The sequence below is a fragment of the Catalinimonas alkaloidigena genome (assembly GCF_900100765.1).
In the GTDB taxonomy this organism is placed as follows: Bacteria; Bacteroidota; Bacteroidia; order Cytophagales; family Flexibacteraceae; genus Mooreia; species Mooreia alkaloidigena.
In genome coordinates this window covers 26,026-38,712 of sequence record NZ_FNFO01000007.1, presented here as the reverse complement: position 1 = coordinate 38,712, position 12,687 = coordinate 26,026, and the positions used below count along the sequence as shown (strand labels likewise).

At 55.3% G+C, this 12,687-nt stretch carries 12 protein-coding genes; all 12 read right to left on the bottom strand.

What is annotated here, in order from left to right; all coding sequences use genetic code 11:
• Nucleotides 1–16: 16 nt before the first annotated feature.
• Nucleotides 17–778: a 3'(2'),5'-bisphosphate nucleotidase CysQ gene (cysQ, locus tag BLR44_RS17180; protein WP_317042798.1), complete on the bottom strand. Its 762-nt coding sequence runs from the start codon at nucleotides 776–778 to the stop codon at nucleotides 17–19.
• A 128-nt stretch (nucleotides 779–906) separates the two neighbouring features.
• Nucleotides 907–2,175 (bottom strand): sulfate adenylyltransferase subunit CysN, encoded by a 1,269-nt coding sequence (cysN, locus tag BLR44_RS17175; protein WP_089684255.1) that lies wholly within the window; start codon nucleotides 2,173–2,175, stop codon nucleotides 907–909.
• 64 nt (nucleotides 2,176–2,239) lie between these two features.
• Nucleotides 2,240–3,145 carry a sulfate adenylyltransferase subunit CysD gene (gene cysD / locus BLR44_RS17170; RefSeq protein WP_089684253.1) on the bottom strand — a complete coding sequence of 302 codons (906 nt, stop codon included), beginning with the start codon at nucleotides 3,143–3,145 and terminating at the stop codon, nucleotides 2,240–2,242.
• A 74-nt stretch (nucleotides 3,146–3,219) separates the two neighbouring features.
• On the bottom strand, nucleotides 3,220–3,822 hold the full coding sequence (cysC, locus tag BLR44_RS17165; protein WP_089684251.1) for an adenylyl-sulfate kinase: 603 nt from the start codon (nucleotides 3,820–3,822) through the stop codon (nucleotides 3,220–3,222).
• Nucleotides 3,823–3,871: 49 nt separating this feature from the next.
• On the bottom strand, nucleotides 3,872–5,659 hold the full coding sequence (locus tag BLR44_RS17160) for an SLC13 family permease (protein WP_089684250.1): 1,788 nt from the start codon (nucleotides 5,657–5,659) through the stop codon (nucleotides 3,872–3,874).
• A gap of 125 nt (nucleotides 5,660–5,784) precedes the next feature.
• The gene (locus BLR44_RS17155) at nucleotides 5,785–6,534 is read right to left on the bottom strand and encodes a glycosyltransferase family 2 protein (protein WP_089684247.1); all 750 of its coding nucleotides are present in this window, start codon (nucleotides 6,532–6,534) and stop codon (nucleotides 5,785–5,787) included.
• A 19-nt stretch (nucleotides 6,535–6,553) separates the two neighbouring features.
• Nucleotides 6,554–7,126 (bottom strand): putative colanic acid biosynthesis acetyltransferase, encoded by a 573-nt coding sequence (locus tag BLR44_RS17150; protein ID WP_089684245.1) that lies wholly within the window; start codon nucleotides 7,124–7,126, stop codon nucleotides 6,554–6,556.
• A 37-nt stretch (nucleotides 7,127–7,163) separates the two neighbouring features.
• The gene (locus tag BLR44_RS17145) at nucleotides 7,164–8,489 is read right to left on the bottom strand and encodes an O-antigen polymerase (protein WP_143017348.1); all 1,326 of its coding nucleotides are present in this window, start codon (nucleotides 8,487–8,489) and stop codon (nucleotides 7,164–7,166) included.
• Nucleotides 8,490–8,502: 13 nt separating this feature from the next.
• Complete coding sequence (locus tag BLR44_RS17140) at nucleotides 8,503–9,603, bottom strand: glycosyltransferase (RefSeq protein WP_089684241.1); 1,101 nt, start codon at nucleotides 9,601–9,603, stop codon at nucleotides 8,503–8,505.
• Nucleotides 9,604–9,629: 26 nt separating this feature from the next.
• Nucleotides 9,630–10,763 (bottom strand): glycosyltransferase family 4 protein, encoded by a 1,134-nt coding sequence (locus tag BLR44_RS17135; RefSeq protein WP_176956087.1) that lies wholly within the window; start codon nucleotides 10,761–10,763, stop codon nucleotides 9,630–9,632.
• Nucleotides 10,764–10,782: 19 nt separating this feature from the next.
• Nucleotides 10,783–11,487 (bottom strand): GDSL-type esterase/lipase family protein, encoded by a 705-nt coding sequence (locus BLR44_RS17130; RefSeq protein WP_089684236.1) that lies wholly within the window; start codon nucleotides 11,485–11,487, stop codon nucleotides 10,783–10,785.
• 14 nt (nucleotides 11,488–11,501) lie between these two features.
• Nucleotides 11,502–12,650, bottom strand: a complete 1,149-nt coding sequence (locus tag BLR44_RS17125) for an acyltransferase family protein (protein WP_143017347.1) — start codon at nucleotides 12,648–12,650, stop codon at nucleotides 11,502–11,504.
• Nucleotides 12,651–12,687 lie beyond the last annotated feature (37 nt).

Genomic DNA, 12,687 nt, shown 5'->3' with positions numbered 1-12,687 from the left:
GCTGTACTATCGTAATTTACTTGCCCCGTACCCAGAAGTAAGGGTTCAGCAGGTTTTCTTTGTTATACTCCAGGGGAGTATTTTCCGGGTGGCGCAACACTTCTCCGCCAGCGGCTTCTACTACGGCTTGGGCAGCGCCGGTGTCCCACTCCATGGTAGGGGCAAACCGGGGATACACGTCGGCTTTGCCCTCGGCCAGCATCAGGAATTTCAGTGAACTGCCCATGCTGACGAGCTGGGGTTCCTTGAGTCCATCAATGAAGGCTTGGGTTTCGTCGTTCAAGTGGGAGCGCGAAGCTACGACCCGAATGCCGGTTTGCGTCAGGTCTGTCGACGGACAGGTCAGGGGTTTTGTATTGCCCTTGCGGTCGGCCATGAAGGCTCCCTCACCGACTATGCCCCAATAGAGGTTGCCCAGTACCGGCGTGTAGACAACGCCTAACACAGGTTTTCCGTGCTCAATCAGGGCGATGTTGACGGTGAACTCACCGTTACGCTTGATAAATTCTTTGGTGCCATCCAGCGGATCTACCAGCCAGAACTGTGTCCATTGCTTCCGCTCTTCGTAAGGAATGGCCTTGCCTTCCTCACTCAGGATCGGAATGCCCGTAGGTTCCAGATGGCTGACAATTTTTTTGTGGGCCAGCCGATCGGCTTTGGTCAGGGGCGACTGGTCGCCTTTTGTTTCGATGCCGAAGTCAGCACCTTCGTACACTTCGATGATGGCAGCACCGCCTTCCAGGGCGGCCTGCTTTGCGATTTCCAGTAGTTGCTTCACTCCAATTTCGGGTTAAAGGGGCCATGTACACAGTGGCGCTGGTTACGTACAAACACGCGACCAACGCCACTTACTGCCTTTACAAATAACAGGTGCGTCGAAGCATTCCGCTTCAACGCCAACTTTGTTTAGATAATCATGCCTGCTGCGACGGTTTCGTTGGTTGCCTCGTCGATCAGGATGAGGCTTCCGGTCGCGCGGTTCTTCCGGTAAGAATCGTAGAACAGCGGCACGGTGGTACGCAACCGCACGCGTGCGATGTCGTTCATGCCGATGTTTTTGTCCTCTTCCAGTCGGTGCAACGTATTGATGTCCACTTTGTAGAGGATCTCTTTAATCACACACCGGGCTTCGCGCGTCGTGTGCTGCAGGTAGTACTTGGCACCCGGCTGAGGCGCCCGGTTGTTCAACCAGCAGAGCATTACCTCCAGGTCTTGTCCGGATTGCGGCTGGTTGTTCACACGGACGATCATATCGCCGCGGCTGATGTCGATGTCGTCTTCCAGGGTCATGGTTACCGACATGGGCGCAAACGCTTCTTTCAGCGGCCCGTCGGTTGTGTCGATGGCCTTGATGCGGGACGTAAATCCGGAAGGAAGTGCGATGACCTCGTCGCCCGGCTTGTAAACGCCACTGACGATCCGGCCTGCATAGCCTCGGTAGTCGTGGTACTCGTCAGAATGCGGGCGCACCACGTACTGCACCGGAAAGCGGCAGTCGATGTGGTTGTAGTCGTTGCTGATGTGGACGTTCTCCAGCAGATACAACAGCGTAGGGCCTTTGTACCAGGGCATGTTGGAGGAGTGATCCACCACGTTGTCCCCGTTCAGGGCGCTGATCGGAATGAAGCGGATGTCTTTTACGTCAAGCTTGGCCGCAAACTTTTTGTAATCCTCGACGATCTCTTCGTACCGGTCTTCGCTGTAATCCACCAAGTCCATCTTGTTAATACAGATAACCATGTGGGGAATCCGCAGCAACGAGGCGATGAACGAGTGGCGGCAAGTCTGCTCCACAACGCCGTTCCGCGCATCAACCAGCAACAGCGCCATGTTGGCCGTTGAGGCACCGGTAACCATGTTGCGGGTGTACTGGATGTGCCCTGGCGTGTCGGCAATGATGAACTTACGACGCGGTGTGGCAAAATAGCGGTAGGCCACGTCGATGGTAATGCCCTGCTCGCGTTCGGCCTTCAGGCCATCGGTCAACAGCGAGAGGTCGACATGCCCCAGTCCTTTTTGCTTGCTGCTGGTCTGAACGGCTTCGTACTGGTCGTCCATAATCGCCTTGCTGTCGTAGAACAAACGACCGATCAGCGTACTTTTTCCGTCGTCTACACTACCGGCGGTCGTAAACCGCAGCAGCTCCATATCTAAATAATCTTTCGCTTTTGGCATCAGAATCTTAATTATCAGTGAATTCTACAGAATAGCCGGGCAAGGTGTCCCCTGCCCTGTCAGACTAAAAGTAACCCGCGCGTTTACGGTCTTCCATGGCGGTTTCCGAACGCTTGTCGTCGGCGCGCGTTCCACGTTCCGTCGTCCGGGCTGTGGCCACTTCGGCGATGATTTCCTCCAGATTGGATGCCACCGACTCAACCGCGCCGGTACACGTCATGTCGCCGATCGTCCGGAAACGAACCGTCATGCGTTGCGGCTGCTCTGTATCCCGCAGGTTCAGGAAGTCAGAATGTGCCAGGATCTGATTGTCGCGCACGATGCACTCGCGCTCGTGGGTAAAGTAGATTTCAGGAATTTCGATTTTCTCCATGTGGATGTATTGCCACACGTCCATTTCCGTCCAGTTCGAAATCGGGAACACCCGGAAGTGTTCGCCCATGTGCTTACGCCCGTTGAACAGGTTCCAGAGTTCTGCCCGCTGATTCTTGGGGTCCCATTGTCCGAACTCATCCCGATGTGAGAAGAAACGTTCTTTGGCGCGCGCCTTCTCTTCGTCGCGACGAGCACCGCCCATGGCCGCGTCTATCTTGTGTTTCTCGAGCGTGTCCAGAAGGGTCACCGTTTGCAAAGCGTTCCGGCTGGCGTTGTAGCCTTTCTCTTCGCGGGCCCGTCCCTGATCGATCGATTCTTGCACCGATCCTACAATCAGGTTTGCGCCCAGGCGCTCTACGAGCCGGTCGCGAAACGCAATCGTTTCCGGAAAGTTGTGGCCGGTGTCGATGTGAATGAGCGGAAACGGAATGCGCGCCGGATAGAAGGCTTTCCAGGCCAGGTGCGTCATTACGATGGAGTCTTTACCTCCAGAAAATAATAGGGCAGGCCGCTCAAATTGGGCTGCCACTTCCCGAATCACGTAGATCGACTCCGATTCCAGTTCTTTCAGGTGATTGATATAGTAACTCAGCATACTGTCACTACTTTAGGCTTAAACTATTATTAGTTTACTATATAGACTTGCTAGACTTAGGTCTAAAACAACAATTACTCAGCAGATGGTTTGAGAAACGGTAAGATTGCTCTGTAGAGTTGGTCAACCGAGTCGTCGAGCGACTGTTCGTTGCTCCGTATTTCGATGTCAGGCGACAGGGGTGGTTCGAATGGAGAATCAATTCCCGTAAAGTTACGAATTTCTCCGCGACGTGCTTTCTGGTACAACCCTTTCACGTCGCGCTGTTCGCAAACTTCCAATGGGCAATTTACAAAAATTTCTACAAATTCTCCTTTATTTACCAGATCGCGTACCAGTTGACGGTCTTCCCGAAACGGCGAGATAAAGGCAGAAAGTACAATTACGCCCGCATCGACCATCAGTTTCGCTACTTCGCCAATGCGGCGGATGTTTTCTTTCCGGTCCTCTTCCGAAAAGGTTAAATCTTTGCAAAGTCCGGTCCGGATGTTGTCACCGTCCAGGATGTACGTCCGGCAGCCGTCTTTGTACAGCTTTTGTTCCAGGCGGTTGGCCAGTGTGGACTTACCCGACCCGGATAGCCCTGTAAACCAGAGGATAAACGAACGATGCTCTGCCAACCGATGGCGGTCTGCCTTCTGGATGGCGTGCTGATGAGGAATGATATTGGGATTCATACAAAAGAAAAAGACTTCCGATCCAAGTCACCGACAGGTCAAAGATAGCTCAGATAAATTGATATCGGATAATTATATACAAGATGCACGTCAAGGCATAGATCAGTACCAACGGCAGGCCAACCCGGAAGAAATCGCGAAAGGTATAGCCGCCCGGCCCGTAAACCATCAGGTTGGTTTGGTACCCGATGGGGGTCAGAAACGCGCACGAAGCCGCAAACGCAATGGTCAAGTACAGCGCGGTGGGAGGCAGACCCAAATCGCGGCTCAGGGAATAGGCAATGGGGAAGGCGATGGAAACCGCCGCCACGTTGGTCACGAACGACGTCAGGATTGTGGTTAGTATGAACAGCCCCGTCACGATGCCGATGGTCCCCAGCGGATTGGCGACAGCAATGAACGATCGGGCCACCAGATCGGCGCCTCCTGTCTTTAACAAAGCGTTCCCCAAGGCTAGTGAAAGCACCAGGATGGCCACCATGCTAAAATCGATTTCCTTCTTCACGTCGTCGATCTTCGCCATTTTGAGTAGAAACGCGATACTCAGCAGGATCAGCAGGGCCGGAAACAATTTGATCCACCCCATACCGATGCAGCCAATCAGCGCAATGGCAGCCGGCGGAAACAGCCGGCGGTAGCGGTTCTTGCGGCGCTGTCGGGGATTGCTGAACCGTGAAATCACGTACAATTCGCGCATCTGGTTCATGTTGCGCCGGAACTCCCGGCCCACCGACAACAGCAGTAGGTCACCCGCCTGAAGGCGCATGTTTCCGATTTTCCCCCGCACTTTCTCGCCGTTTCGGTGAATGGCCACAATGGCGGCTTTGTAGCGTTGGCGGAAATCGGCCTCTTTCACCGTACGCCCTGCCAATGACGAATTCGCAGGAATTACGGCCTCGACAATTTCCAGCGCGCCGCCCGGAATCAAATCGGACGTTGCCTGAGGCGGCAACACCAACCCGTTGTCTTCGTTGATCAGATCGACCACCGTTTCGGTATTGCCCGCGAAATACAGTACATCCTGATGATAGAGCAGCTCTTCGGGCGAGACGGGCGAAATGGTGCGCCCACCGCGGGCAATCTCCACCAGGTAAATCCCACGCAAATTCCGCAGGCCGGCGCCGCTCACCGTTTTGCCAACCAGCGTCGAACCGTTGATGATCTGCGTTTCAACCACGTATTCGCGCGTATTGGCTTTTAGCGCATCCAGGGCGTCGCGGTTTTCCGGCAACAGTTTGTAGCCCAGTGTGATCAGGTAGAGTATTCCTACGACCGTTACCAATACCCCCAAGGGCAAAAAATCCTTGAATTCCAACAGCGTTTCCTGGCTTTGGCTCAGAAATCCATTCAGCACCAGGTTGGTAGAGGTCCCGATGAGCGTAATCATTCCGCCGAGCATCGTAGCGAACGAAAGCGGCATGAGCAGCTTTGACGGAGCAATGCTGCGCCGCTTGCCCCACTGGTAAACGTAGGGCGTCATGACGGCGACAATGGGGGTGTTGTTCAGGATGGAGGAAAGCGAAGCGACCGTCACCATCATCTGCAACAGAAACGACCGCACCGAGCGCGCCCTTCGGAACAGCGAATCGAACATCAGCTCAATGCTGTAGTTCCTGCGCAACACCGCCGTTAAAATGATCAGAAGGATGATGGTTGCGATCGGTTCGTTGGAAAGTCCGGCCAGAATTTCGCCGGGCGTCAGTACGCCCACGATCATCAGCAGAATCACCGCCAGAAAGAACGTCAGGGCCGGGCGGATGTACTCTTTGTACAAAAAGATGACCAATAGCACGATGGTGACCAGTACTATCCACTTATGCCACAGTTGCGGTATCAAAGCTTACTACGTTATCAAAGTTTGCATAAAGGTGTCGGCAGGCTCTCCCTTCACCGGAGGAAATCCGCAAGCCCTGCCGAAGGCCAAACGCCGACTACCAACCTCAAATGTATCACTTTACCGAGTTACCGTTCCAAAAACTGCACGACCTTCCGCAACGGCTTGAGCAGCAAGGTATACGGCCGCGGCCGGAGTGCGTTCATGTCCCACGCGCGGCGATCTTCCCGGTTGGCACGCCAGCGAGCCGTTACCGTCTGATTACTAACGCCCCCGGTACGCATGTGCACCAGCGTCTGCGGCAGGTAGCACGTCGAGATACGATGCTTGTACAACAGCCGGAGCATCAGCTCATAGTCGGCAGCGGTACGCAGTTCGGTGCGAAATCCCCCCCACCGTTCGTAGACTTGTTTTCTGGCAAAGAAAGTAGGATGCGGTGGCATCCATCCGTACAGGAACGAATCGTGACGGAACAGACCCGCTTGCCAGTTTCGCACCACTTTGGCCGTGTTTTCCTGGTCCACGTATTTTAAGTCGCCGTATAAACTATCCGCACCGGTCGCCTCCAGCTTTCGCACCACGTTTTGCAGGATGTCCTCGCCGGGATAGAAGTCGTCGGCGTTCAGCGTCCCGATGTATTCGCCCGTCGCCAACGCCAGTCCTTTGTTCATGGCGTCGTACAGGCCCCCGTCGGGTTCGGACACCAGGGTGTCGATGCGGTGCCGGTAGCTCTGGAGAATTTCCGTTGTGCCATCGGTCGAGGCACCATCGATCAGAATGTATTCCAGATCGACCCCACGTTGCGACAGCACCGACTCCAGGGTTTGCCGGATTGTAGAAGCACCGTTATACACTACAGTAATGATGGATACCTTCATAGGATGAGCCGATCGGCGTTCAGCGGCGTTCTAGAATTTGGCTTTGCACGTCTCGCGGGCGTTTGGCTACGGCCGGGTTGCCCTGGTACACCATATAGGGAGCCAGATCGGTGGTAGCGACGGAGCTAGCAGCCAGCACGCTATGGGTTTCGGCAGTGACGCCGGGACAGACCAACGCCTTGGCTCCGATCCAGACGCCGCGCCGCAGGGTGATGCCGCTTACTTTCAAGTCAAATGTAATCTGTTTGTAGTCATGGCTTCCGGTGAGCAGCATGGCCCCTTGCGACAAACACGCGTGGTCGTCTATGGTGACGTGGGTCAGGTTATCGATCCAGACGTTTTCCCCAATCCAGACGTGGTTTCCGATGGTCAGGAACCAAGGATATTTGATGTTTACCCCGGGCTTGATCATCACGCCTTCGCCGATCTGCGCTCCGAACAGGCGCAGTAACGCTACTTTCAGGCCACTGAGCGGATTGAGTGGATTGATAAAAAACAGCGCGTTCGTTAAAAACCACACGAGTTGTTTCCACCGGGGCGCCCCGGGCGAGTACCAATCGTTATTGTATCGGCTCAGGTCAACTTCCGCCATACGGCAAAGGTAGAAGAAAGGTCCAAGATGCAGTGATCTATCGTTTGGCTTCGCGCCGGGCCCACCACGCCAGGGCTCCTAAAGGGAGCATCAGGTAAACGGCCAGTTCCACATGCTGCGGCAAATATCCCCGGGTAACGTACTGAAACAGCCAGGCGGTCAGCAACAGATATAGGGTCTGGTGCAACACCGGCGCCGCAGGACGTTGTTCAGGCATGGGGGCCACGTCCGAGGTGGAAGCCCTGGCCATACGGGGCGGAGGAAACCGGCTCAGCAAACAACCGAACGCCATCATTCCCAGCACCACTCCCGGCAACCCGAAGGCCACGTACCATTCGCCAAGGTTGGTCAGCGCCGCCGTGACGCGCTCGTCGGTAGGCGCAAATGCCTGGTGGAGGAGCGTCAGCGCGGGCGGGTCGGGCTTTTGGCCCTCCGGAAACAAAAATGCAGGCAACGGACGCACCAGAATAAAGCCAAACATGGTGCGTCCGTAGTCGAACGAAACGTCAGGACGGTCCAGGTATTCCAGTACCGAAAAGAATGCCTGCGAATTGTTGGTCTGGTACCGAATTTCAGACTCGTCGAACTGCGTCAGGTCAAACGTGATGGCTTCGTACCAGCCGTGGACGATCACCGCACGATTCAAGGTAATCCACATCACGACGATGCCTGCCAGTACGGTCCCCAATACGGCTTTTGTCCAGAAGCGGGGCGAGACCCGCGCCTGCATCAGCCACCATCCCCCGACTATAATGAGAAGCATCACAATACGGTAGCGCCATCCGGCCAGCATGAATAATCCGAACAGCAACACGCCAGCCACTACAAGCCACCGGAGGCGCACTCGACACACAAGCGCCAGCGTGAAGAGCGTGATCAGTGAATCGGTGCAGGCCTCCAAATAGGGCGAATAGCCGCCGGCGTAAAACAGCAGCGTCAGTGACCACCGATTCGACAAGACACCTAAAATCAGCAAGTTAACAAAGATTACTCCAGCAAAAATACCCCACAGCATCGGCAATTTTTGTTGGACCCAAGCGGCCGACCAGCGCGACTTCAGCGGCCTGCGGGCAGGAGCAGGAAGTAACAAATATCCTAACGAAAAGGCGGCGACGCCCATGCTGTACAGCAAGAGTCCAGACTCTACATACGCGCCGAATGCATGACCGTACAACGTCAGGTTGCCGGCCCAGACGTTGACAACAGGTGTGTAGAATGTGAAAACAAAATATAACCCCAATACCAGACTATAAGGAAGATTTGCGCGCAATCCCCCCTTTTCGTGCACGACCCACACGCTAACGCCGAAGTTGACGAGATGCGTCAGGATCGGTACCCACAAATCTTGAAGGGAAACGTCCACAGGGAGGGCGTTTTCAGTTTTTCGTTAAGAGCCGTGTGTAAAGCGCCATCTGCTGGGCGGCAATTTCCTGGAGCGTGTAATGCTGCCACACAAAATCGCGTGCCTGCTTCGCCCACACTTCGCGCCTTTCTTCGCTAATTTCCGGTAAACGATGAAGTGCCTGTCCGATCGATGCCACCGCGGGTTCTGCCGGAATGACCAGCCCGACGGCAAATACCTCCGGAAAGTTGCAGCCCTTACTGATGAGGGGAATCAGCCCGTGTTGCATCACTTCCGGAACGGTAGTCGGGAAGCCTTCGCTATACGAGGGCAATGCAAAAAACTGACTCTCCTGCAACAGTCGTTGTTTGGCTTCGCCAAATACCGCCCCCACGTATTCGATGTTCGTTTCGTCCGAGGGCGGGAGTAGCGCCTTTATCCGAGGCAGTTCGCCGTCGTCCGGCCCGGCTACCACCAGGCGGTAGTCCGGATGATTGTGCAACGGAGATTGCAACCAGGCTTCGACCAGCGGCACCACGCCTTTTTTATGATGCAATCGTGCCATGAACAGCACCGTCCGCCGCGCGGGCTTTTGCAATGAAACGCCGTCCAGTTTGGGCACGCCATTTGGAATCAAATGCACGTGCGGAAACCGCCGCAACAGATTATCGCGTTCGGGTCCCCCCACCGCCCGCACCGCATCGGCCTGCCGCAGCATCCGTTCTTCAAACAATCGGTAATACACCCACTTCTTCAGTCGTTTCTGCCGCAGGCTCCAGGGCTCTAGCATGCCGTGCGGCACGTATACCCAGGCGTATCCGGCCTGGCGCAAGGCAGCCCCCCAACGCGTCGGAAAATGCCAGTTGCCGTGCGAAACGACCAGCGTGTCGGTGGGCGTAGCACCGCGCGCCTGAGCGGTCGGCAACGCGTGTTTTGTTTGGAGTGAGGCGAGTGGAACGGCGGTGGTATCCGGGAACTGCTCGGGTTCGAAGGCATCACGATCCGGGAACCACAGTTCCGACGTCACACCGTAGTGCGCTTTCAGGCGCGGTGCCGTTGCAATGGCGGCCTGCCAGATGCCGGTGTTGACCGGCGTCACATTATCGACCAGGTTGATGACGCGTGCGAGTGTCATGAGGGGCAAGTTACCAATTGCCCGGATTACCGCGCTTGCTGCACGGGAATCTTCACATCAGTAACCGAAGGATTCTCCTGCAACAACGCGACAATGGCCGACGCCCAGGTGTCAGGTGTAAAATGCTGAATGATTTCTTGCGAACGTTTGCCCCGGGCGCGCAGGCTTTCGACCGAAACCTCGGCCAGTTGGTTCAGCACTGCTACCAATGTTTCCTCTTTTTCGGCATCAAACACCCACCCATTTTCGGACGATACCAGATCGGGGGCACAGCCGCACTGTTCTGACACCAGCACCGGCAAACCCGCCGCCATCGCTTCGTTCACCACCAAGCCCCAGGGTTCAAACACACTCGGCAGAACGAACGCATCGGCCTGGGCATAGAGGTCGGGCAGTTGCGCATATGCTACCCAACCGTGCAGTTGGGTGTGTGGATGAGTGGCAAGCGTTTCCAGCTCCTTCTGCTGCGGACCACCTCCCACAAGCTGCAAACGCCACTGATCGATAAGTCGCGATTTGCGAAAGGCCTTAAGAAGGGCGGTCAGGTTCTTTTCTTCACTGAACCGCGCTACGCACAATAAGGTAGGCAGGGAGCTGTCTTTCGCTTTATTCCCTTGCGCGAAATGATGGTTGTCCACGACACTATAACCCGTCCTGATCCGGGTGGGATCAATGCCTAGTCGGTTCACAAAATGTGCCTGAGCCCGCACACCCGACACCAGCCAGCCATCGACCCAACGTCGGAAAAAGAAACGTTTGATTCGGTTCACCCACGGATTAGTTCCGTACCACGATTCGGCGAAGAGAATCACACGACAGCCCATGCGGCGGGCAATGGCGATGAAGATACGGTACTCCACCTGCCCGTATCCCGACAGACAGACGGTGGTAATCCGGCGTTCCTGCACCACGCGTCGAAACCGCTTTATGCGCGTGAGAAGATCCGCCTGGTCGACCGGTTGCTCGGACAGAAGCACGTAGGTAGCCTGCGTCTGATCCGTACTCTCCCACTTGTACAGGAGATCGGCCGCGCCCAGATCTGCCCCAAATACCCGGTCGGTTCCAAGTTGCTGGGCTAGGGCCTGCCACCGCGCCCGGTGATAGTCGCCAATGCGATTCCAGACCAACAAAACATGTTCTTCAGACGGGGTTAGGGACATAGACAAACAGGCTAATGAGCTATAGGGGGGCGAGGGTTTGCAACAGCGTACGTAATGCTTCGGCCCAACGAAGATAACCTTCTGCCGTGAGGTGCACGCCATCGTACGTATAGGCCAGTTGAAGACGCCCCTCTGGCGCTAGTATCGGGTTTAGATCCAGGTAGGCGATATTTTCTTGTTGCGCATAGCGTTGCAACGCCTGATTTAACGCCGCCACCTCCTGGTTCAGGTAGTCGGGCATGCGCGTATAGAGCGTAGACATCAGAATGGGGTTGATCCCCTCGGCACGGCAAGTTTCGATGATCTGCCGGTAGATCGCAAATACGTCAGCCACCGAACGGCGAGCACTCAGGTCGTTGATCCCGGCCATGATGCAGACGTAGCGTGGCTTCAACGCCAGGACCGGCTCCAGCCGATCGAGGATGCCCCGCGTAACGTCGCCGCTGATGCCCCGGTTGACTACGTCTGATCGTTGCAACAATTCGGCCCACTCGCCTCCGTGCACCAGCGAGTTTCCGACCATCACGATGCGGACGGGCTGGCGATGCAATTGCGCATACGCCTGATGCTTACGCACTTCCTCCTGCCAGACCGGCTGCCGGGGCAACGACCGGCCGTAGTAGATAAACTTATCCCACAGGCTAAAGCGCGCACTCAGCACAACCACCGCCAGCAAGGCGCAGAGGTTTAACGCAAGCGAGCTCCACAAGATGATTTTTTGCATGACCTTGCCTGTTATCACTTGTTGACCGGATAGGCCTGCGATTTCCAGAACCAGAGGTGCTTGTACCAGTCACGACGCATGCAGGGCTTTTCGATCAGGTAAAAGTACAGGCTACTAAACACCAAGATGGGAATCAGTTGCAGCAGCGTGTAAAGGAAGAAATCCGTCAGAAAATAGGCGGTTATCTGCTTTTTCAGCAGCAAGGGTCCAAAGAGCGAAATCAGCGCGTAATGCCAGAGGTAGATGGAGTAACACATTCCCCCGATAACGGCCAGCACTTGGCGGCTGAACAATTTACGCCAAAACGGGACCGCAAACACCAGAAAGAAGAACGAGCCAATCGCTAATGGGTAAACACTTTTTTGCCACAAGCTCGCGTGCATGTCCAACCAAAGAATGGAAAAGAGCAGTAGGCTCCCCCCTACTATGCTCCACCCGCGATTCGGTAGTTGCACACGCTCGGTCAGGTACACATCCGCCAGCAGAAAGCCCGTTAGAAAGAATTGCAGGAAATTGTAAAGCGATACAAAAGGTAAAGACACCGCTGCCTGCAAGAGCGGCATTCCGAGGATACCCGTCAGCAGAGCCAGACGCCGTCCCCAGGGTGGCAGGGCAAAAACTGTTGCCAGCAAGGGCGCCAGTATGTAAAACTGGACTTCGACTTCCAACGACCAAGCGATGACGGTCACTAGCGGATACTGCTGAAAAATGATGTTGTGCAGATACACGACTGAAGCTAGCAGACTTGGGAATAGCTCTGCAAACGTGTATTTACCCACCGCGATGGAGGCCAGGAATAGAATCACCAGCGCCAGCAGATAGGGAGGCTCCAGGCGCGTTACCCGGCGCAGAAAATACTGCTTTAGCGCGACGTTGCGCTTTTGCTTCAAATAATGGCCCGCAAAAGGCAGAGCAAGAATGAATCCGCTAATCACAAAAAACAGCTCAACCCCCTGCCGTCCGTTTACCATCACCCGGCTAAGCCAGGGGTAATCTGACAATGCATCTGCGTACGTACCCACATGCCTGACTACGAAGTACCAGTACATGTGAAAAAACAGCACCATGGCGATGGCCAGGAAGCGCAAGCCGTCTACTTCAGGCAGGTAATTGCCGGAGGAAGTCTCTCGCTTGAGTCGCCGAAGTATGTTCTGGAAGGGCACCTTCAAAAGTACAAAATGCCTGAAGAAACTTGTGGTG